19 protein-coding genes are annotated in these 23,298 nt (G+C 42.2%); 18 read left to right on the top strand and 1 reads right to left on the bottom strand.

The features are described from left to right. Positions 1–460: 460 nt before the first annotated feature. From G3352_RS20315 to ligA, 18 genes are all read left to right on the top strand, one after another. Positions 461–2,230, top strand: a complete 1,770-nt coding sequence (locus G3352_RS20315; RefSeq protein WP_163759251.1) for an ArnT family glycosyltransferase — start codon at positions 461–463, stop codon at positions 2,228–2,230. Between the two features lie 95 nt (positions 2,231–2,325). Further along, the gene (locus G3352_RS20310) at positions 2,326–2,715 is read left to right on the top strand and encodes a DMT family transporter (protein ID WP_205524964.1); all 390 of its coding nucleotides are present in this window, start codon (positions 2,326–2,328) and stop codon (positions 2,713–2,715) included. A 43-nt stretch (positions 2,716–2,758) separates the two neighbouring features. Continuing rightward, on the top strand, positions 2,759–3,871 hold the full coding sequence (locus G3352_RS20305; protein ID WP_163759307.1) for an FAD-dependent oxidoreductase: 1,113 nt from the start codon (positions 2,759–2,761) through the stop codon (positions 3,869–3,871). Then, complete coding sequence (locus G3352_RS20300) at positions 3,868–4,842, top strand: glycosyltransferase (protein WP_163759246.1); 975 nt, start codon at positions 3,868–3,870, stop codon at positions 4,840–4,842. The genes G3352_RS20305 and G3352_RS20300 overlap by 4 nt, the downstream gene beginning before the upstream one ends. Positions 4,843–4,858: 16 nt before the next feature. Further along, positions 4,859–5,641 carry an NAD-dependent epimerase/dehydratase family protein gene (locus G3352_RS20295; RefSeq protein ID WP_240343160.1) on the top strand — a complete coding sequence of 261 codons (783 nt, stop codon included), beginning with the start codon at positions 4,859–4,861 and terminating at the stop codon, positions 5,639–5,641. After that, on the top strand, positions 5,638–6,456 hold the full coding sequence (locus G3352_RS20290) for a sugar phosphate isomerase/epimerase family protein (protein ID WP_163759244.1): 819 nt from the start codon (positions 5,638–5,640) through the stop codon (positions 6,454–6,456). Before G3352_RS20295 ends, G3352_RS20290 begins: the two co-directional genes overlap by 4 nt. A gap of 18 nt (positions 6,457–6,474) precedes the next feature. Further along, the gene (locus G3352_RS20285; RefSeq protein ID WP_163759242.1) at positions 6,475–7,302 is read left to right on the top strand and encodes a glycosyltransferase family 2 protein; all 828 of its coding nucleotides are present in this window, start codon (positions 6,475–6,477) and stop codon (positions 7,300–7,302) included. Further along, positions 7,299–8,042: a sugar phosphate nucleotidyltransferase gene (locus G3352_RS20280; protein ID WP_163759240.1), complete on the top strand. Its 744-nt coding sequence runs from the start codon at positions 7,299–7,301 to the stop codon at positions 8,040–8,042. The genes G3352_RS20285 and G3352_RS20280 overlap by 4 nt, the downstream gene beginning before the upstream one ends. A 12-nt stretch (positions 8,043–8,054) precedes the next feature. Continuing rightward, positions 8,055–8,615, top strand: coding sequence for a dTDP-4-dehydrorhamnose 3,5-epimerase (gene rfbC / locus G3352_RS20275; RefSeq protein ID WP_163759238.1), 561 nt, complete (start codon positions 8,055–8,057; stop codon positions 8,613–8,615). 18 nt (positions 8,616–8,633) lie between these two features. Further along, positions 8,634–9,659, top strand: coding sequence for a dTDP-glucose 4,6-dehydratase (gene rfbB, locus G3352_RS20270; RefSeq protein ID WP_163759236.1), 1,026 nt, complete (start codon positions 8,634–8,636; stop codon positions 9,657–9,659). After that, positions 9,656–10,528 carry a dTDP-4-dehydrorhamnose reductase gene (gene rfbD, locus G3352_RS20265; RefSeq protein ID WP_163759234.1) on the top strand — a complete coding sequence of 291 codons (873 nt, stop codon included), beginning with the start codon at positions 9,656–9,658 and terminating at the stop codon, positions 10,526–10,528. The genes rfbB and rfbD overlap by 4 nt, the downstream gene beginning before the upstream one ends. 107 nt (positions 10,529–10,635) lie before the next feature. Then, on the top strand, positions 10,636–11,574 hold the full coding sequence (locus G3352_RS20260; protein ID WP_345940783.1) for a glycosyltransferase family 2 protein: 939 nt from the start codon (positions 10,636–10,638) through the stop codon (positions 11,572–11,574). Positions 11,575–11,790: 216 nt separating this feature from the next. Next, positions 11,791–12,723: a glycosyltransferase family 2 protein gene (locus G3352_RS20255; RefSeq protein ID WP_163759302.1), complete on the top strand. Its 933-nt coding sequence runs from the start codon at positions 11,791–11,793 to the stop codon at positions 12,721–12,723. Beyond that, on the top strand, positions 12,720–14,120 hold the full coding sequence (locus G3352_RS20250) for an undecaprenyl-phosphate glucose phosphotransferase (protein ID WP_163759232.1): 1,401 nt from the start codon (positions 12,720–12,722) through the stop codon (positions 14,118–14,120). Before G3352_RS20255 ends, G3352_RS20250 begins: the two co-directional genes overlap by 4 nt. 201 nt (positions 14,121–14,321) lie before the next feature. Beyond that, positions 14,322–15,197 carry a phosphatidylinositol-specific phospholipase C/glycerophosphodiester phosphodiesterase family protein gene (locus G3352_RS20245; protein WP_163759230.1) on the top strand — a complete coding sequence of 292 codons (876 nt, stop codon included), beginning with the start codon at positions 14,322–14,324 and terminating at the stop codon, positions 15,195–15,197. A 288-nt stretch (positions 15,198–15,485) separates the two neighbouring features. Further along, positions 15,486–16,172 carry a heptaprenylglyceryl phosphate synthase gene (gene pcrB / locus G3352_RS20240; protein WP_481856314.1) on the top strand — a complete coding sequence of 229 codons (687 nt, stop codon included), beginning with the start codon at positions 15,486–15,488 and terminating at the stop codon, positions 16,170–16,172. 289 nt (positions 16,173–16,461) lie between these two features. Beyond that, positions 16,462–18,825, top strand: coding sequence for a DNA helicase PcrA (pcrA, locus tag G3352_RS20235; protein WP_163759226.1), 2,364 nt, complete (start codon positions 16,462–16,464; stop codon positions 18,823–18,825). A 261-nt stretch (positions 18,826–19,086) separates the two neighbouring features. Beyond that, the gene (gene ligA, locus G3352_RS20230) at positions 19,087–21,105 is read left to right on the top strand and encodes an NAD-dependent DNA ligase LigA (RefSeq protein WP_163759224.1); all 2,019 of its coding nucleotides are present in this window, start codon (positions 19,087–19,089) and stop codon (positions 21,103–21,105) included. 151 nt (positions 21,106–21,256) lie between these two features. On the opposite strand, the gene G3352_RS20225 is transcribed toward ligA, so the two are convergent. After that, positions 21,257–22,609, bottom strand: coding sequence for a molybdopterin-dependent oxidoreductase (locus G3352_RS20225; protein WP_163759222.1), 1,353 nt, complete (start codon positions 22,607–22,609; stop codon positions 21,257–21,259). Positions 22,610–23,298 lie beyond the last annotated feature (689 nt).

The raw sequence follows: 23,298 nt of genomic DNA, 5'->3' as shown, positions 1-23,298 counted from the left end.
TTGGAGGATAGTTTTTGTGACACGGTAAGGCCGGCCGTGTAAAGAAAAACAAAGAGCAGTGAGATCAGAGTTCCTCTTGAGGTTGTATGAACAGTATGCGGGATTTTAATAAAGAATAAATCACTTCGATGTTACCGTAGGGAATTTCCGGTTACCTCTATGAACTTAGGGAAAACGAGCAATTTGAATTTTTGGATATGACGGCTAATGTTTAATTAATGGTAGTTTGCATAAATTATGATGGAGTGTGATTATGTTAAAAAGTAGAGGTAATCTCGTCTTACTGATAACTGGAGGACTTTTGTTCTTGTTTTGTGGTGTGTCGCTTTTTATATATTATGATCTGGGGATAGGTTTTGATTTTTTTCAAAATCTTTTGTTTTCTTTTCTTCTTTTTTGTATATTAATTACGTTGATAAGGTTCTCGTCCAACGTCGTACTATATTCCTTTATAAGTCTATTGGCAATAGGTTATGTTATAATTACTCCTTATTATTCACCTATTGATGAAGGAGCTCATTTTGATTATATTTTGCATATTATTAATGAAGGCAAGCTTCCCACTTTGTTCGATCAAATTAACGTGCAGCGCTTAATGGAATTGAACGGAGCTGGTGCTCTTTCTGGTAACACGCCTCAATACGAAGCTGTTCATCCTCCGTTATATTATATAATATCCGCTTTGATAATTTTACCATTCAAGGGACATATTGAACTTAGCTTCGTTATACTACGCCTATTCGGCGTTGTGCTAATCTTAGGAAGCCTATTCTTTGTTATCAAAGCTTATGCAGAAATGGTAAAGAAAAAACTGATTCAGGAAAATAAGATTCTTTTTTACAGCATTGTGATAGCTCTTTTTGTGAGCCCTGGATTTATGACAAGAATGATAACGCTGAGCAATGAGCAATTAGTAGTTTTTCTTACAACACTTTTGTTTTACATGATAATTAAAATTAATATACAAACCATGACAAGAACACATTTAATATTATTATCCATTTTATCTGCTGCGACAGTCTTGACCAAATTCACCTCAATATTTATTCTGGGTGTAATTTTTATATACTTTGTAATTTATAGAAAATGGCGTCATGCTTTATTTTATTTAATTATTTTCTTTATAATAATGTCTCCATGGTTAATTTATAATTACGTTTTATATGGTGCTTTTACTGGGACGTCTCTCCATGTTCAATTTGTTCTCTCTATTGTAAATCCTGATCATCTGCATTTAGGGTTCGTTTATATTTTCGAATCTATATCCCGATTTTTATCTACTTTTTGGAATCCTCAAGAAGTAAGTTCAATACTTATAGATCCGTTTTATTTTTTTATGACACTGCTAAATACTATCCTAGTTGGAAGTATCATAATCGGTGTATGGAAGAATATTAATTTTAGAATATTGTTAAAAAAAGATTCTGTAAATGGTATAAACGCTCTGGTTGCCATTTTTACACTAAGTATTGTTTTAAACGTATTAGTTCTAGCATATGGCACATATACTCAATCAGTTGATGTGATGCTAGGAAGGTATTTTTATATCAATATACTACCATTATCTATCTTACTTTTTTATTTTATTACTAAGGTAATTGACGTAAGGTACCAAATTAAAGTAGGTTCGGTAGTGTTATTTTTGTCTTGTTGTCTCGCGGCCAACACTATTTCAATTTTGTTTCAGAATCAGGGGAATATGATAAATAAGTTTATTAATAATCATTTGGAACAAGAACTTACATTTGATAATTTTCAAGACGAAAAATATTCGAAAATCTTAAATGTCCAGGATATGGGTGCTCTTCCTTCTCGGATTGGGAAAAGCGCTATAAGAAGTGAGTGGGAGGATGCTGCCAAACTTCCTGTATCTCAGATTAATAGTATAGAATATGACAAAAATCGTAAGTCTATAAAAATCATAGGAAACGATCCCTTTATTGTGTTTGACACAGATACGAGAACTCTACAAAAAAAATATAATAGCCTTTTATTTACTCTTCACGGAGAAAACTTATCTAACATGAGAATTCAGTTGTTTTGGGATAATGGGGGAGGATTTAGTGAATCAAACTCAATTTGGCTAGACGCAAGTGATAAAGGGACTTATGTACTTCCAATATCCGGTTCTGATGATTTTATTCACGATGAAAATATCTCTCGAATTCGAATAGATTTTGAGAACTATAACGCTGAGATGTTTGAACTGGATGGGATATATGTGAAATAGAAAAAGGTGGAATTCAGATGGAAGACAGGGCTACCTTGATAAGAGAAATTTAAGACTTTTAACAAGTTTGTCAATCATTAAAATGAGAAAAAGAGATGGTAAAGAAATTATATTTATTGAAAATGGAGAGACTAATGCTAATTATTTTATTGATCTTAGCCATGGTTTTTAATATTCTGGCTCAGATAATGTTAAAACACGGAATTAATCTAATTAATCTCAACGGATTGGGCCTCCAGTCCTTGCTTAAAATGGTCTCATCTCCTTATATTTGGACAGGCGCCTTTATGTATGGTATAAGTTTTATTTTTTATATTTTTGCTTTGTCTAAAGGAGAACTTGGCAGAGTGTCTCCGGTTTCTCAAGCCTTAACAACGTTGGGTATTGTCGCCGTATCGATTCTTATATTCCACGAACCACTCACAGCATTTAAAGTGCTAGGTGTTATCCTTTTAATAGCAGGAACGATTATTATTTTTTATTAAAATGTTTTGGTTTTCTAACGAAGTAAAGAAAGGGAATGAAGTCTTGAATTACGATTACGTCATTTTTGGAGCAGGCATCTACGGATTATACGCAGCACATTATTTGGCTAAAAAAGATCTAAAAGTAGCAGTGATTGAGTATGATGATCAGCCGTTACAACGAGCTAGCTTCATTAATCAGGCTAGGGTTCATAACGGATATCATTATCCAAGAAGTGTCTCGACAGCAAAGAAGTCTGCTCATTACTACGAACGTTTTGTCAGAGACTTTAATTTCGCTATTAACGACCGTTTCAAAAAAATATATGCAATTTCAGCTAGTGATTCATTAACAAACGCCGAACAATTCTTGAATTTTTGTAACTTTGTAGATATTCCAGCGGAAGAAATCAATAGTAATGCATACTTTAACCCAGGTGCTGTCGAAGCTACATTTGAAACCTTAGAATATAGTTATGATGCTAATATCATAAGAGAATGGTATCTGAATCAACTAAATCAATTTAAAAACGTTTCCTTGCTGTTTAACAAGAATATCCGCTCAGTAAGAGAGGATGGTGACCGCTTTGTATTATATGAAGCTAATGGAGATAGGTACACGGCTGCCAATATCCTAAATGCTACTTATGCAAGCATGAATCAGATATTAAGTAAATTTAAGTACGATTTGTTTACGACTAAGTATGAAATTTGCGAAGTGATCATGACAACGGTATCCAACAATTTAAAAAACGTGGGTATTACAGTAATGGATGGCCCCTTCTTTTCTGTAATGCCATTTGGGGAGAGTGGCTTTCATTCACTAACTTCTGTTGGTCATACGCCACATGAATCATCGTTTAGTAATTTGCCGCAATTTTCTTGTCAACAGTACAATCCAAATTGCACACCTGAGCAGTTAGATAACTGTAATTTCTGTTCAGCTCGTCCGCAGTCTGCTTGGAGTCGGATGCATCAGCTTGCCAAGAAGTATTTAAATTCAGAAATCGAACTTACCTATAAGAAATCATTGTTTGCAGTCAAAGCTTTAATAAGTGCATCGGAGCTAGATGATTCGAGACCGACAATTTTGAAAGAGTTTTCTCAAAAGCCGCGCTTTATTTCAATCTTTTCTGGTAAATTTAATACTATATATGATCTGGAGGAAGTGCTGTGAAAGAACAAGTGTTTGTCTCTGTAGTTCTTTATGCATATAACAATGAGCAGGAAATTGCTCGGGCTTTAAAAGAAATTGATCACTCTATGAATACGCATTTTAAAGATTACGAGATCATACTAGTTAATGATAATAGTCAAGATAAAACACTGGAAGAAGCTCATAGTGCAATAAGAGACACACACGGAGATACGACTATTATTAATTTATCAAGAAAACATGGTGTTGAGCATGCCATGATGGCAGGACTAAATAAGTCGATGGGCGACTTTGTTTATGAGATTGAATCCCCAATCATTGATTTTAATATGGAATTGCTATATGAACTATTCAAAACAGCAACCTCAAAAGGTTGTGATATTGTCGCTGCTTCATCTGGAAAAGCAGGTTGGAAATCCAGAATGTTTTACCGGATTTTAAACTCTGTCTCTTACCTTAATCTGTCTCTATCAACAGAAAGTGTGAGGTTAGTCACCAGAAGAGCACTTAATGCTATGTTAACTCTAAAAGAAAGAGTGCGATATCGTAAAGCCTTGTATGAGCTGACTGGTTATTCAAAGTACAATTATCAATACAATGCTGTGAATAAAGCAATGCCGCGTAAGGTTAACCAGGAGAATATTACTTTAGCTATAGATGCACTTGTTTCATTCTCTCATTTTGGATTGCGTGCAGCACACCTATTAACGGTCCTCTTCTTTTTATTCTCCTTGTTTATGGGGGGATATGCTATTTATAATTTCTTTTTCAATCAATCAGTAGTAGAAGGCTGGACAACATTAATGATCTTAATCTCCTTAGGTTTTGCAGGATTGTTCTTCATTGGTGGTATTATTGGTGAGTATACATCTCGCATATTAATAGAAATTCAAAATCGTCCTTTCTATAGTACGAAATCTGTTGAAATGTACAAAGAAAAGAAGCCTCGTCTTGAGCTAGTTCGGGATCGGGAGAAAGCTTCAAATAAGTAACGGAGGAGGAGCTTAATTGAGCAAAACTGCACTGATAGGCTATACAGGTTTTGTAGGAAGCACATTACTCAGACAAACACAGTTCGATGATCTTTATAACTCTTCAAATATTAATACTATTCACGGTAAAAATTATGAATTAGTTATTTGTGCCGCCGCTCCTGCAGTCAAGTGGAAGGCTAATCAATCTCCAGAAGAAGATCTGAAGAATATAAATTCACTAATTAGCTCACTTAAAGAAATTAAAGCAAAGAGGTTTGTCCTGATTTCTACAGTGGATGTCTACAAAAATCCCATAGAAGTGATGGAAGATACAGAGATTTTTTCAGAGGAAACAGAGCCATATGGTCGCCATAGATATTATTTGGAACAATTTGTAATGAGTGAATTTGAGAATCATATAATTGTTAGATTGCCGGGATTGTTCGGAAAGGGTTTGAAAAAAAACTTTATTTATGACCTTATACATTCAAATGCTTTAGATATTACGCACCATAAATCCAAATTTCAATTCTACAACATGGATAATCTATGGGAAGACATAATAATAGCTTTGGATTCTAAAATATGTTTGGTTAACATGACATCTGAACCTGTTAGTGCTGAAGAGATTGCTGAATTTTCCTTAGATATATCTTTTAAAAATGTAACAGAAAAGGCTCCTGTTTTTTATGATATGCGAAGTAAACATGCAAGTATGTTTAACAAGAATTCAAAAGATGGATATATGAAATCTAAAAAAATGATTCTACAAGAAATCTCTAACTTTATTGAGGAACAAAAGGAGATAATTCTATGAAGCTTTCTATTTCCAATATTGCATGGGATGCAGATGATGAAGAAGCTATAATAGAGTTACTGCAAAATGCAGGAGTTGAAGGCATTGAAATAGCGCCAACTAAATTTTGGGGAAATCCAGTTGCCGTTCCTATTGTTGAGATAGACACAGTGAAAACAAGATGGCGGAGTGCTGGTGTTCGGTTTATAGCTATGCAATCATTGTTGTTTGGTCAAAATCAACTCGGTTTATTCACTAATCAACAATCACGGATTGAAATGGTCCAATATCTCACTCGAATTATGGAATTAGCCGGTCAACTAGAGGTTCAGTCTCTAGTCTTTGGTTCTCCAAAGAATAGACTAGCGGGATCTTTAACAAAAAAAGAGCAAATGGGTATTGCAGTTCCTTTTTTTCATGAACTTGCTGAGATTGCAATGAGGAATAATGTTACTATGTGTATTGAACCGAATCCTGCTGAGTATGCTTGTGATTTTATTACAAATAGCGATGAGGGAATGTTGTTGGTTAAGGAAGTTAATCATCCTGGTTTTCGACTACATTTAGATGCGGGTGCTTTAAGTATAAATCGCGAGAACATACCAGTTGTAATCGAACAAAGCATTCCATACCTCAACCATTTTCATATCAGTGAGCCATATTTAAATTTGATTGGAGCAGGGAACACTGAACATAAAATAATTTCTGAGGAATTACGCCAAAATGGGTACTCTAAGTGGGTCTCTATTGAAATGAAAAATAACTTAAATGAATTTAGCAATATTGAAAATGTGAAAAATTCTTTAAATTATGCGTTGGAAATATATTCTTCATAAAGGAGAGTCAATTGTGTTATGAATACGGATGGCTGGAAAGTGCCAGCATTTGAGCTTGAGGAATTTAAGCCTAAGAAAAGTAAATATTGCGTATGTATCCCGGTAATAAATGAGGGAGATAAGATTAAGAGGCAGTTAGAGAAATTAAAGCCCTTCTCTTCCGAAATCATTGATCTAATTATTTTAGATGGGGGAAGTACGGACGACTCTTTAAATAGAGAGTTTTTGGTTTCTAATAATGTTCGTGCTTTGTTAACGAAGAAGGACAAAGGGAAATTGAGTGCACAATTAAGAATGGGATTTGCATACTGCTTAAGAGAACAGTATGAAGGCATTATAACAGTGGATGGAAACAATAAAGATAGCGTGGAATCTATCCCGTTATTTATTGAAAAGCTAGAAGAAGGTTACGATTTTGTGCAAGGATCAAGATATGTTCCTGGTGGACAAGAGATTAACACTCCTTTATCCAGAAAGATGGCCATTAAATTGATACATGCACCTTTCATTTCCTTTATGGCTAAATTTCACTATACGGATACTACTAATGGTTTTAGGGGTCATTCAACACGTTTACTATTGGATTCGAATCTACAACCATTTAGAAATATATTCGACACCTATGAACTCTTGGCGTATTTATCTGTCAAGGCACCTAGATTGGGGTATAGAACGATAGAAATTCCTGTTAAAAGGGTTTATCCCAAAGGGAAAGTTCCTACCAAAATTAGCCCTTGGAAAGGAAATATTTTATTAATCAAAATTCTGTTAGACTTATATAAGAAAAAGTATGACGTACAACCAGCACAACTAAACTATAAAAATGCTATAGGAGAGAGGCAATGAAAGGAATAATTCTAGCAGGTGGAACTGGCTCAAGATTGTATCCACTTACCAAAGTCACGAATAAACATCTTCTTCCAGTAGGGAAGTATCCAATGATCTTTCATTCGGTTTATAAACTCAAACAGTCGGGTATTGAAGACATCCTCATAGTAACAGGTAAAGATCACATGGGTGATGTGGTTAACTTACTCGGTAGCGGAAGTGACATGGGGGTTAGCTTTACATACAAGGTCCAAGACGAAGCTGGTGGCATAGCTCAGGCGTTGGATCTTGCTGAGCATTTTGTCGGAGATGACCAGATGGTGGTCATTCTAGGAGACAACGTGTTCGAAGATGATATTTCACCTTTTGTTGAAAACTTCAAAACTCAATCTGCTGGAGCAAAAATTCTAATACAAGAAGTTCATGACCCAACTCGATTTGGTGTTCCCGAAATTGATGGTTCTCGTATTCTATCAATTGAAGAGAAACCTAAAGCTCCTAAGAGTAATTACGCGGTAACTGGAATTTACATGTTTGATCATACCGTATTCGAGATTGTAAAAACATTAAAGCCATCCGATAGAGGAGAATTAGAGATCACAGACGTTAACAATGCATATATTGAAAGAGAACAACTGTCTTTTGATATTCTCCAAGGCTGGTGGACTGATGCAGGTACGCACCCTTCATTAGCACGTGCTAATGAATTGGCTAAAGATATTGTTTTCGGAGAAGAATTCGGCAAGTTGAAATTGTAGGAGGGTACGGAGATGATAATAACCCCTTTAAAATTGCAAGGCGCAAACTTGATTGAGCCAGTGGTTCATGGTGATCATAGAGGTTTTTTCGTTGAGAGTTTCAATGAAGCTGTTTTATTAGATAAAGGAATTAAGCATACATTCGTTCAAGATAATCAGTCATTGTCTGCCCAGTCTGGTGTACTTCGGGGGCTTCATTATCAGTTGAATCCGAAAGCACAGACCAAGTTAATCCGCGTTATTACTGGTGCAATCTACGATGTTATCGTAGATATCCGTAAAGGGTCGCCGACCTTTGGTAAATGGGAGGGTTTCATTCTTAGCGAGCACAATCACCGTCAGCTGTTGGTACCTAAGGGATTTGCTCACGGCTTCTGTACGTTGGTCCCAAACACCCAAGTCTTGTACAAAGTAGACGAATACTATTCCCCGGAGAACGACCGAGGCATATTATGGAGTGACCCGGCACTTGGGATTGATTGGCCTACATCTAATCCGATTTTGTCAGAGAAAGACCAGAAGCATCCTTTGCTTCAAGATGCGGATATTAACTTCGATTTCGAAGTGAAGTAATTAGGAGGTTTCGACTACATGAAATTACTCGTTACCGGCGGTGCCGGATTTATTGGAAGTAACTTTGTCATTTATATGCTTGAGCAGTACCCGGACTATGAGATTATCAACGTAGACGCACTCACATATGCCGGTAATCTGGAAAACTTAAAATCACTTGAAGGCAACAAGCGGCATACCTTTGTCAAAGCAGATATCACTGATGCTAAAGAGATGGACCGCCTCATCGGTCAAGGCGTGGATGTGGTGGTTAACTTTGCTGCCGAATCTCATGTTGATCGCAGTATCCTTGAACCGGATGTTTTTGTGAAGACGAACGTCAATGGCACTCAGGTGTTACTGGATGCATCCAAGAAACACAATATCACCAAATTTGTCCAAGTTTCAACCGACGAGGTGTATGGTTCTCTCGGACCAACAGGTTTGTTTACAGAAGAGACTCCGCTTCAACCAAATAGTCCATACTCTGCCTCCAAGGCAGGAGGAGATCTATTGGTCCGTGCTTATCATGAGACCTTTGGTCTTTCGGTAAATATTACGCGCTGTTCTAACAATTATGGACCATTCCAGTTCCCGGAGAAACTCATTCCACTCATGATCTCGCGTGCGTTGAATGATGAAGCTCTACCCGTATACGGAGACGGGCTGAACATTCGGGATTGGCTGTATGTAGAGGATCACTGCAGTGCCATCGATCTGGTCATTCATCAGGGACGCAATGGAGAGGTGTACAATATTGGTGGCAATAACGAGCGGACTAACGTGCACATCGTGAAAACCATTCTGGAGCAACTCGCCAAGCCCGATTCTTTGATTACGTATGTGCAGGATCGACCTGGACATGATCGCAGATATGGTATCGACCCAACCAAAACGATGACCGAACTCGCCTGGAAGCCAAAGCATAACTTTGAGACGGGAATCAAGGAAACCATCCAGTGGTATCTTGATAATAAGGAATGGTGGACGCGTATCCAATCTGGTGCCTATCAGGATTACTATGCGAAGCAATACGGTTCTCGTTTGGGAGACGCCAAGGCATGAAGGTACTTGTGACTGGGGCCAATGGACAGCTGGGACGGGATATGGTGCTTCTTTTGGAAAAAGAGGGGCATGCCGTCATGGCTTGTGGTCGCGAACAATTGGACATTACGGATCAGTTTCAAAGCAATGATATTATATCGACGTATCATCCAGAGGCGGTCATCCATTGTGCGGCTTATACTGCGGTGGATGCCGCCGAGACGGATGTAGATGGAGCCTACCTAATCAACGCCACAGGAACCCGAAATATTGCGGTAGCTGCTGAGCAAATTGGAGCAAAGCTCATCTATATAAGTACGGATTATGTATTCGATGGAACCTCCGATGTACCTTATCAGGAATATGATAACACCAATCCCCAGAGCGTCTATGGCAAGTCCAAGCGCGCCGGAGAGATGCTGGTACAATCGTTATCTTCCCGATGGTTTATTGTCCGTACTTCGTGGGTGTATGGCGTTTACGGAAATAATTTTGTGAAAACCATGTTGAAGCTTGGTCAGGAGAAGCCCAAGCTTCAAGTGGTACATGACCAGAAGGGTTCACCAACGTATACGGTTGATTTGGCCCATTTTCTGATTGAATTAATGAGTACTGAAAAATACGGTGTCTACCACGCTTCCAACAGTGGGGCATGTACATGGTATGAATTCACTCAAGCGATCTTTGAAGAGGCGAAGAGAATCCCGGATATTGATATCCAGGCTGAGCTTGAGCCCTGTATTACAGATCAGTTTCCTCGTCCTGCCCCGCGCCCGCGAAACTCGGTGATGGACCATTTGTCAATCCGTACCAATGGTTTAAAGGACCTTAGAGCTTGGCGCGAAGGATTACGTGATTTTTTGAAAGAAATACACATAGAGCAAAATTGAGTCATTTAAATCTCCCGCCCAGTAACTTATGAGCGGGAGATTTCGTTTATAATAGAGAAAATCTCTATTAGAGAATGACTTAACGCTATTTAACAATGAGGTGCGACGTGAAACAACCCAAGGTATTAATTATGATGTCCACCTACAATGGTGAGCGCTATATCAATGAACAGATGGACAGCTTGATGGCCCAAGTAAATGTGGAGACTCAAATCTATATAAGAGACGATGGCTCTACAGACGATACAATAGAGAAGTTGAGACCATACGTAGAAGCATATCCGGACCGGATTTATTTTCGTTCAGAGCAGAATCTTGGCGTTATTCGCAGTTTCTTTGAATTAATGCGGTCTTCACCACCTACGTTTGACTATTATGCTTTTTGTGATCAGGATGATGTGTGGGAACAAGATAAGCTCATTCGAGCGGTTACATTGCTTCAGAACAGAAGTACAGCAATTCCATTACTTTATTGTTCTTCAACTCAGATGGTAGATCAGCACTTAACCACTATTGGTGTGTGGCCTAAGGTTCCTCAGAAGCGACTTGAGCTACACAATGCATTAGTGGAAAATTCGTGTGTCGGGTGCACGATGGTTATGAATAGCATTACTTTTAACCAAGTCAGAGCCAGTCTACCGTCCAAAGTAAATCAGGTGATTATGCACGATTGGTGGATTTTTCTGTATGCCTCTACTTTCGGTGAAGTAATCTTTGATGGAATACCAGGTATACAGTATCGGCAGCATCAAGGTAATGTACTTGGTGGGGGGCGTGATGGATGGATTCAGAAATGGCGCAAGCGTGTAAATCGATTTGTGAACGGGAAAAACCATTATATTTTAAGTAAACAGGCTAGACTATTTCTTGCTATGTATGAAGAATTCCTAACCCATACACAAATGGAAGAAATAAGAGACTTGCTTCATTGCTTAGAAAAAGGTGTTATTAATAGAGCTTGGTATGCGTTTAAGACACCTTTTTATAGACAGTCTTTTCTGGATAATATGGTTCTGAAATTTGTTATTATTGCGGGCAAACTCTAAAAATGTCTTCATTGCTTTCTGCCTCCTCTATCCAAAATATGCTATACTCACGTTAAGTGGGTGGTAGCGATGCTATTACTAGGTTTAATCATCATCTATTTTGTTGAATTCAAGATCGATTATTATATAAAGCACTACAAGTCAGGAGTTTTACAAATGACCCAAGTAGCAGAAGCCGCCCAGACGGACGGTTTACAATTAAGAGAATCATCCCAAATGGTCGACGCCAGCATCATCATCGTCAACTACAACACCCGTCAACTCACACTGGACTGCCTTGAGTCCGTCTATGCTTCCCTGTCATCATACAGCTACGAAATCATCGTTGTGGACAACGCATCTCATGATGGCTCTGTGGAAGCGATCCGAGAGGCATACCCAGAAGTTCGATTAATTGCAAATTATGGCAATACAGGTTTCGCCGTTGCAAACAATCAAGGCATGGAAATCTCCAAAGGCCGCTACATCCTTCTGCTCAATTCCGATACCGTGGTTCAACCAGACACGCTACATACCATGATCTACTTCATGGATCGCCATCCTGGGATGGGGGCTTCTGGATGCAAAGTCATCCTTCCGGATGGCTCATTGGACAAAGCGTGCAAGCGGGGATTCCCTACGCCATCGGCATCCTTTTATTACGCATTCGGTATTTCTCGTCTCTTCCCGGATCGGCCGAAGTTCAACCAGTACCAATTGGGACATCTCAGCCCGGATGATGAATATCCGGTAGACTGTCTTGTTGGTGCGTTCATGCTGGTGCGCCGCGAGACGATTGAGCAGGTTGGCGGCTTGGATGAGACGTTTTTTATGTACGGAGAAGATATTGACTGGTGTTATCGCATCAAAGAGGCGGGTTGGGGCATTTTTTATTATCCGCGTACATATATTGTGCACTACAAGGGCGGCAGTGCCCGTCGCAAACCTTTGAAAATTACGTATGAGTTTCATAGAGCGATGTGGGTGTTCCACCGCAAGCACTACGCCAAGAAATACAATCCGTTCACGAATGCAGCCGTGTGGATGGGCATCTCGCTCAAGTTTACGTTGTCCCTGCTGCGCAGCAAGCTGTCTCCTCCTGTTCGCCCAGGGCAGACTGCCACCCGCATGAGAGCGGAGAATGAAGTATCTTCCGAGGTGAACCCATGATTCGGCGTAATCAGCGATTTCTAACCCAACTGTATATTGCGGCTGATTTTGGCGTGATCCAGCTTTCGTTTCTTCTCGCCTGGTGGCTGAAATTTGAGAGTGATCTGTTAACAAACCAGAATCCGCTGCCCATTGAAAAATATATGCTATGGAGCCTCGTTTACGCAGTACTTGCCATTTTGGCAGGACTGATGTCCTCTTTGTATATAGCCAAGCGAAAAAAACGCTTTGTCGATGAACTTTGGAGAATTCTTCAGTCTCATGGCGTGGCCTTCTTCATGCTGCTGAGCCTGATGTTCTTTTTCAAAGAAGTAAACATCTCTCGTGCATATCTCGCCATGTACATGATTGGCAATCTATCCTTCACACTGTTCTACCGTTATATTGTGAAACTGCAATTGAAACGGTTGCGTAAAAAAGGATTTAACCGCCAGTTCGTACTGATTCTCGGTGCTGGCTCACTAGGAAAACGCTTCTATGACAACCTAAGAAACTACCCTGAGCTTGGATACGAAGTGACTGGATTCCTGGATGACTACCGTCACTGGGATGAGACAGAACTGGCGAGATACAAACCCATCCTTGGGCGAATCGATGAACTGGAAGAGTTCTTATCAACCCATCTTGTTGACGAAGTCATTTTGGCACTGCCACTTGATGCTCATGACAAGTATTCGCATATTATTAATGTGTGTGAAAAGGCGGGGGTACGGACGCTGATTATTCCAGACTTTTTTGATTATCTTCCGGCCCGTCCTCATTTCGACAATTTTGCAGGGATGCCGATGATTAACGTTCGTGATATTCCACTGGATATAGCAGTAAACCGACTGATGAAGCGTGCGTTCGACATTCTGTTTTCTCTCGTCGCAATCATCCTGACGTCTCCAGTAATGGCCATTGTGGCAATAGGTGTACGAGTGACATCGCCTGGACCGGTCATTTTTAAACAAGAACGTGTTGGACTTAACCGACGCAACTTCATGATGTATAAATTTCGCTCCATGAAAGTTATCCCTGAAGGCGCAATGGACACCGGTTGGTCAACGAAGAATGATCCGCGTCGTACGACCTTTGGCACATTTATAAGACGCACCAGCCTGGATGAATTGCCTCAATTTTTCAATGTGCTGCTAGGTCACATGAGCGTAGTTGGCCCAAGGCCAGAACGCCCATACTATGTGAATCAATTCCGGGATGAAATTCCGAAATATATGATTAAACATCACGTCCGCCCCGGAATTACAGGTTTGGCGCAAAGTAAAGGACTACGAGGAGATACGTCGATCGAGGATCGAATTGAACAGGACATTTTTTACATTGAAAACTGGTCTTTATTATTTGATATCAAAATTATATGGCAAACCATTCGAAATGGCCTCAAGAATGCTTATTAGGCTTGAAGCGCTAGATTGTCCACCAGTGTGAATATCAAATCATTCCACCATTTAACAGCCGCCTTCGGGCGGCTTTTTGTTTTACACCTCTCCAATCAGGGTAGTTAGCTATCAAAAAGGAAAAACCGCACATGCTTCGTCATATCATGATAATCATACTCTTTTCCTTCCCTACCACCCTGATAAGGATGTGAACGCTATATGAAACGAATTGCCGCCGTCATTACACTACTCATCGTAACCGTGGGCACACTCTTTTTTGCCTATGACAGTCAGAGCGAGGAGCAACACGATGGGTTTACGGCCTATCGACTGATTGCTCATGCCATGGGCAGTATCCGTGAGCAGCCTTACACCAACGCCTATGAGGCGATGATTGCCAATTATGAGAAGGGCACACGTGTGTTTGAGATTGACTTTATGCTGACCTCGGACCGCAAAGCAGTAGCCAGACATGAATGGACCGCGAATATGAGCAAAATGCTGGGACAGGACGAGGAGTTACCCGAAGACAAACAGGCTGGGGCATTGACACATGATGAATTTATGAATACGCCCATTCTGGGCATGTACCAACCTATGGATGCCGACGGCATTATGGATGTATTGGCCAAGTACCCGGATATGTATATCGTGACCGATACAAAAGAACAGAAGGACGAGGATATTCAGCAGGTGCTAAAATCACTCGTGGACGCAGCCAAGAAACATGACTCTTCAATCCTTAATCGGGTTGTAGTTCAGATCTATAACGAGCCGATGCTCGAAACCGTGAAAGAAATCTACGCGTTTCCTTCTATTATCTATACCCTTTATGCTACGCAGGATACTGAAGCCCAGGTGGTTGATTTTGTACAAAAGAATGACATCGATGCCGTAACCATGCCGGAATATAAAGTAAATCAGAATTTCGTTGCCAAGCTGAAGCAGGCTGGAGCCGTCACCTACGTGCATACCATTAATGACACCGATCAGGTAGCAAACTATGAGAAATGGGGCGTGTACGGCGTGTATTCGGATGTATTAACCGAGCAGGAACTGGATGAGATGGACACACGTTTTGCCTGGAAGCCTTGAGTATTAAATGTTGATTCAAAGGATGCAGTGTTCCTACTTGAGACTTTGGATCCAACCCTACTTAAGATATTGATGTTCGAACTGGCACTAGGCGCTGGCTTAAATTCTGTAGCATCACATCCCTACCATCTAAAATTACAGGCTTCTCCTGCAATTCCAGGGAAAAGTCTGTGATTTTTTGTTCCCCTTTTTATACGAACATTGACACTCACTCCCTGCTGACTTAGACTTAGTTTACAAGCTTTTTAGGATGCAGAAGAACCTCTGGAGGAATGTTCGTTGATAGACATGATTAAGCAGTGGAGACATGTATTTAAGCTAGACCCGGACCGGGAAATATCGGATGAAGCACTCGACCTAATCTGTATGTCGGGAACCGATGCCATTATTGTTGGTGGGTCTTCGGGAATTACCTATGAAAACACGGTTGACCTGATGTCCAGAATACGTCGCTACGAGCTACCCTGCGTGCTTGAAGTATCCGAGCTGGAGGCAGTTGTGCCTGGTTTTGACGGATATCTGATTCCGATGGTGCTGAATGCAACGGATAGCAAATGGATGATCGGACAGCACCAGCAAGCCATCGAGCGTTACGGTTATCTGATTCCATGGGATCTGCTTATTGCAGAAGGCTATATTGTTCTTAATGCCGACTCCACTGTTGCCCGAATGACCGGAGCGGATACGGAATTAACAACGGATGCTGCGGTTGCTTACGCCCAGGCTGCGGAACGTCTGCTTAACCTGCCTATCGTATACATGGAGTATAGTGGGACGTTTGGTGATATGGAGCTGGTTGGAGAGACGCATAGACAACTCACCAAGGCGCATCTCATCTATGGCGGCGGGATTGATAGTCCGGAGAAAGCTGGACAAGCTGCTCAGGTCGCAGACACCGTAGTGGTTGGCAACATTGTGTACAGTGATTTGCACAAGGCGTTGGAGACGGTCCAAGCTGTGAAACAATCCGTTTAATCGGTTTAGTTTACCATTCCCCCAATTTCCCCTCCTGATCTGTTAAAATAGAACTTTGACCTTACTAATTAAACAAGTTGTATAAACGTAATGTTGTTTACACTACAACGGAGACAGCAGGACCAATCTGAAGAAGCGAAGCGTTCGCCTTTATCACCGAATTTTCACCTTTGAAAAGGTGAATCAAAAAATTTGGGGATAACAGCGATCGAAAGATGGTGCTGCAGTCGGAGTCCGAGTGTAACCTTCATTGGTTTTATCGATCAACCAACGAAAGGAGCATGCATGCATGCAACCTGTAAATATACATGATGCCGTTGCACGGCTTAACACCCCCCAACGGCAAGCCGTCGAGGCGACGGATGGACCGCTATTGATAATGGCCGGAGCGGGCAGTGGTAAGACCCGGGTGCTCACCCACCGGATTGCCTATCTTATTGCAACACGGAAAGCACCCCCGTGGGGCATTTTGGCTATTACGTTTACGAACAAAGCAGCACGCGAGATGCAAGACCGGGTATCCCAACTGGTTGGCGGCTCTCAGGGGCGTGACATTTGGGTATCAACGTTCCACTCCATGTGCGTGCGTATTCTGCGCCGTGACATTGAACGCATTGGCTTCACCTCCAATTTCAGCATTTTGGACTCATCTGATCAGTTATCTGTCATTCGTAGTTGTATGAAGGACCAGAACATCGACACCAAGAAATTTGAACCAAAAGCTGTTCAGTCGATGATGAGCACCGCGAAGAATGAATTGATCAGTCCGGAGCAATATGAGAAGCAGGCTGCTGACTATTTTGAAGGCATTGTGGCGAAAGTGTATAAGATGTACCAGAAACGGCTCAGAGCCAACAACTCGCTCGACTTTGACGATCTCATCATGGCGACTATTCAACTTTTCAAAGAAGTACCGGAAGTTCTCGACTTTTACCAAAAGAAATTCCAGTACATTCACGTGGATGAGTATCAGGATACAAACCGTGCACAGTACATGCTTTGCCGCATGCTTGCTGACAGTCACCACCGCATTTGCGTCGTAGGGGATAGTGACCAATCAATCTATCGCTGGCGTGGAGCGGATATTAGCAACATCCTGAATTTTGAGAAAGACTACCCTGAAGCCAATACGATTTTGCTCGAGCAGAACTATCGTTCCACTTCGAATATCCTGAATGCAGCGAATGAGGTAATCGGCCTGAATACTGGGCGCAAACCGAAGAAACTGTGGACGGACAAAGAGGGTGGCTCGAAGATCAAGGTGTACCGTGCGGACTCCGAACATGATGAGGGGTATTTTGTAACTTCCGAGATTAGTAAAAATGTGAAGAACGGCAAATCCTATCAGAACCATGCTATTTTGTACCGTACCAATGCCCAGTCCCGGGTTATAGAGGAAATTTTGATCAAGTCTGATATTCCGTATCAGATCGTTGGCGGCATCAAGTTCTATGATCGTAAAGAGATCAAGGACATTCTGGCGTATCTGCGTCTGCTTTCCAACCCTGATGATGATATCAGCCTTACCCGGATTATTAATGTACCAAAACGCAGCATTGGTGATACAACCGTAGCGAAGCTGGCAGCTGCAGCAGGAGAACGGGGGATTTCAATATACCGTGTGCTTCAGGTCGTGGACGATCTTGGTTTTGCCGGTCGAACGCGGAATGCGCTGGTGGAGTTCTATGACATGATCGCCGCGCTGCATCAGATGGTAGAGTATCTGTCTGTGACCGAATTGACCGAGAAGATTCTCGAAATGAGCCAGTACCGACTAGAGATGCAAAATGAAAACACACTGGAATCCCGTGCACGGCTCGAGAACATTGATGAGTTCCTGTCCGTTACCATGGAATTTGAGAAAAATAATGAAGACAAAACGCTCGTTTCGTTCCTCACCGATCTCGCACTGATTGCGGATATCGACAGCATGAACGATGATGAAGAGGATCAGAGTGATGCAGTTACCCTGATGACGATGCACAGTGCCAAAGGTCTGGAATTCCCTGTCGTCTTTATCGTTGGTATGGAGGAAGGAGTTTTCCCGCACAGCCGGGCCTTTATGGATAACGAGGAGCTGGAGGAAGAACGCAGACTGGCTTATGTGGGCATTACGCGTGCGGAAGAACAACTCTTCCTGTCTTGCGCGCAAATGCGGACCTTGTTCGGACGCACAACGGCGAACCCGCCTTCACGCTTCCTGGACGAAATTCCGGATGAGCTAAAAGAAGATACCTCCATCGCTCGTGACCGCTATCGTCGTGGTAGCAGCGCAGGTGGATCATATGGTGGCCGTGGGCTTGGTGCCAGTGGAGGGAGCAATTTTGGTGGCGGAGCAAGCAAGCTGTTTGATCGTCAGAGCCAAAGTGGTTCTTCCGCTTCGTCAGTTACTTCCTCACGAGTTACCATGAGTACGTCGTCCAGCACATCCAGCACGCCTGCCCCGTCGTCAGCATCTAAACCGGTCGCTGCCGGAGCTGGTTCTGATGGTTTCAAAGCCGGAGATAAAGTACAACACGGCAAATGGGGAACAGGTACCATTGTTGGGGTGAAAGGCACAGGTAATGACACAGAGCTTCAGATCGCATTCCCGGCCCCGGTTGGCCTAAAACGTCTGCTTGCAGGCTTTGCTCCCATTACCAAAGTGGAATAGATTAAGAACGAAACTTCAATAAATGCACAATAACTAAGAGGGCAGAAATAACTTGAAGAAGCGGAGCTGAAAGCTTTCCTAAGGAAAGCTGCTTCGTAAGCATCCACTCGCCTTTATCCCCGGATTTCCCCCTTTATAACGAATTAAAGAAATTTGGGGATAACAGCGATCGGAGAGTTGTTCTGCCATCTTAGTTCAAGTGCAAATTTGAGTGTTCTTTCTACATAGATCCAAATTATAATAACGGAGGGATAGCCCTGTATGGACCCGATGCACCGGATGGAGCAACTCGTTACCGAGCTGAACCAGCATAATTATCAGTACTACACGATGGATCAGCCGCAGATCAGTGATAAGGAGTATGATCTTCTGTATGACGAACTGGTTACGCTGGAACAGGAGAGTGGCATGGTTTTGCCTGATTCTCCGACACAGCGTGTGGGTGGTGAACTGCTCAAAGGGTTTACACCGCATCGCCATTTATCCTCATTGTGGAGCTTGGACAAAGCCCAGAATATAGAGCAGCTGCGAAACTGGAATACTCGTGTGCTCAAGCTGGTCAATGACTTCAATACCAAAAATCCAGACAATCCGTTGCCCGAACCTGGCTATGTAATCGAACTGAAGTTTGACGGTCTGACCCTGAATCTAACGTACTCAAACGGTGAGTTGGTTCAAGCCTCTACGCGTGGAAACGGAACCGTAGGCGAGGGCATTTTGGCTCAGGTTAGAACGATTAAGTCTGTCCCGCTCAAAATCCCGTATACAGGCGGCACGATTGAAGTCCAGGGTGAAGGCATCATGAACCTGTCTGTATTGAATCGATATAATGAAACGGCAGCAGAACCGCTCAAAAATGCCCGGAATGCCGCAGCAGGAGCGCTGCGCAACCTGAATCCGAAGACTACCGCAGAGCGGCGGTTGAACGCCTATTTCTATAATGTAGGTTATTCGGATGATATTCAGTTTGCCAACCATCAGGAGATGATGGATTTTCTCCGTGAGAATCGATTCAAAGTCAATCCATCCATTACGTATTTCCATGAGTTTGATGATGTGATGGAGCAATTGGCTGCGATACAAGAGAGCCGTGGTCAACTGGACTACCTGATCGATGGAGCTGTTATTAAAATCACAGACATGCGCACCCGTGAGGCATTGGGTTACACGGATAAATTCCCTCGTTGGGCGGTAGCGTATAAGTTCGAGGCGGAAGAGACTACGACCGTTCTGAACTCTGTTGTCTGGAATGTGGGCCGTACCGGCAAAGTAACTCCGCTTGCTCGAGTTGAACCGGTTGAGTTAGCTGGGGTGACGGTACAGAACTGCACATTGAATAACGTAGGTGACATTGAGCGGAAAAATCTGAAGTTTGCCTTGGGTACACGGGTCTTTATCCGTCGGTCCAACGATGTCATTCCTGAGATACTGGGTAAAGTGACTGAAGAGAGTGATGGCGAGGAAATTGTGTTCCCTGAGCAATGTCCGGCATGTGGATTCCCACTGGAACAGCGTGGAGCGCATTTATTCTGTAACAACAAGCTGGCGTGCAAGCCGCAGACGGTGGCCCGTATTTCTCATTTTGCTTCCCGTGATGCAATGGACATCGAGACATTCAGCGAGAAAACGGCGATTCAGCTGTACGATGAATTGAACGTGCGTGAGCCCGCTGACCTGTATACATTGCAATTCGATGATTTGGTGAAACTGGAGCGGTTTGGTGAAAAGAAAGCGAACAACCTTATTGCTGCCCTGGAGCAGAGTAAGGATCGTGACCTCGCTTCGTTCCTATATTCACTGGGTATTCCGAATACAGGTAAATCGACTACACGTATGCTGGCTGACCATTACCGCGACCTACATGCCATTATGAATGCAACGGCAGAGGAACTCGTTGAACTACCTGATGTTGGCGGCATTGTAGCTGAGAGCATTGTGAATTTCTTTGCAGACCCGTTTACACAGGCAGCTATCGAGAAGATGCTGAATTTGGGTGTGAAAGCTCAGGCGCCTGAGGCACCTGTAGCGATTGTGGAAGATTCCTTCTTCAGTGGCAAAACGGTCGTGCTGACCGGAACGCTGCATCAACTCACGCGGGAAGAGGCAACGCAACGATTGGAAGCACTTGGAGCGAAGGTAACGGGTAGTGTCTCCAAAAAGACAGACCTCGTTATTGCCGGAGAGAAGGCAGGTTCTAAACTGACCAAAGCTCATGATCTCGGTATTCCTACCATTGAGGATGAGGACGAACTTGTACGTCTTTTGAATCAACAGGGATAGATTCTGAATGTGAGTAGGCTTTGATTAAATCGCAGCGTAACTCGAATAAGTAATAGATAACTTAAAGACCCCTGTACCACGAATAAGTGGAACGGGGGTCTTTGGTTTGCACATTTATTTAAACTCAACTGTATCTCGGCAGTAACTCCAATCAGGAACGTGCCTGTGAAGCACCAGAAAGCCATGCATCCTTGTCGTATCCTCTTTCTTCCCAGTAGCCGATATGTTCGCTTTCGATCAGTTCAATACGATTCAGCCACTTGACGGACTTATAGGCATACATCTGGGGAATGACCAATCGTACCGGACCGCCCAGATCTGCTGGAATCGGTTTGCCATCATGCATGACAGCTACCATAATATCCTCCATTTGTGCCTGATCCATCGTTATCGCATCTGTATATACACCGTCTCCTGAGTAGAACTTCACGCTGTGCGCTTCGGGTTTTACTCCGGCTTGGGTCAATAGTTGCTTAAGAGATATGCCTTCCCAGGTGTTCTTATAAACAGACCAGCCTGTTACGCAGTGAAAGTCACTGACCTGAACGGTACGAGCAAGCTTCACGAATTGCTCCCAGTTCCATACTTGCGCCCGTTCAACAAGCCCATCTATCCGGAATGACCAGTTTGCATTGGAAAAGGAAGGTATCGGTGTTACCGTGTATACGCGAAAATGACCTTCAGCCCCGCCTCCGACGGGAGGGGAGGAAGCGGGCAGTGCTTGTGGTAAGGGCACCATGTGATTGGGGTCGTTCTCCAGCATGCTATCAATACTGTTGTCTATATTGAGGTTTCGTCCAACCCATGATATAAAAGTTGGCCCCAAAGTCACAGCTAAACCCACTCCTACAGCAGACCGGATAAATGCCCGCCGTGTATACACAGGTTGAGGTTTCTCTGGTTGATGGAGAGGACTCTCCTTAATGGTACGTATAGATTCGGTAGAAACTATCGCTGCGGGCGTCGTATTTTCTTCAGGAGCAGCACCTGGATTCGCCACATTCTTACCCTCTGCTACAACTGTCGTTGCTTTTACTGCACGGCGTGCAGGATCTTTTAACCATCTCGTTCGCGTGATGGAGTGGTAGATAATATAAGGCAGGCCCACCCAAGTCAGCAAATCATGAACCAGAAGCGCGCCATTCGACCATCTTGGCCCAGCGAGTTTGAACTGCCATAACACTAGACCTGATAACAGCCACCCTACAAGCAATGCAAGAACAACGATTGTATTTGCTCTCTGCCAAGGCCTATTACGAAGTTGTTTCCAGTGCTTTCCGGCCAAAAGTAAGTAATACACCACGGGTGCAAGCATAGCTAGACCGACGATAATATGTAGCCACTTTAACCATACGCGTCCAATCCCGAGTAACTCACGCCAGAATCCACCGACCAACATAAGACCTGATACCGCGAGGATGACAACAATCCAGGCATTCCAGGCATGAATGGAAACGAGCTTTTTACCATAACCCTTTCGAATGTTCTTTAGCCATTGCTTCATATGCGTTCACCCCATATAGGTTATTCATCAGAGCATCTTCGATATAAATGAAGCCAATTGTGATTAGAGAGCGGGTTCTGAATTTAGTATTATTGAGTACTGTGTCAGTGACTACTTGAAAGGGAGTATCATATTCATTCCTTATTCTATATTATATATACCTTATTATAGAGCGTTTGGATCACTTGCATCAAAAGTGTAGGGGATGACACTTCTTATATAAAAGTATCCTCTAAATGGTTATCTATTACTATTTGTTCACAAGTAGATGCACCCATCTGTTTTATAAATAGAATTCATTTATTCAGTAACCCGAAGTATCTGTATGTAAATAGAGTTGTTCCTTCTGCATTCATATAATCTGTCGATTGATGTAGTTGAGAGTCTCCTTAGTTAGAGGGATTGTGGATTATAAAGTATTTATATAAAGCTTAATAAAAAGTGCTTGCTAAATATATTAGATCATGATATATTATTTCTTGTCGCCTCAAACGAATGATTGTCGAAACGCTTTGAACGCTGACGAAAAAAAAGAGTTGACAGTTAGTCAGTCAACATGATAAGATAAGATTCCTGTCCGGTTGACAAGCATTAACACAAACGGACAACAAGTTCCTTGAAAACTGAACAAATGGATAGTAACTTTTGATTCATAATGAATCGTCAGTTTCAAAATGAGCTTATCGCTC

This window comes from Paenibacillus sp. ALJ109b, assembly GCF_010747435.1.
Classification (GTDB): domain Bacteria; phylum Bacillota; class Bacilli; order Paenibacillales; family Paenibacillaceae; genus Paenibacillus; species Paenibacillus taichungensis.
Note: the sequence above shows the minus strand (reverse complement) of the source record. Positions and strands in the feature narration are given on the sequence as shown.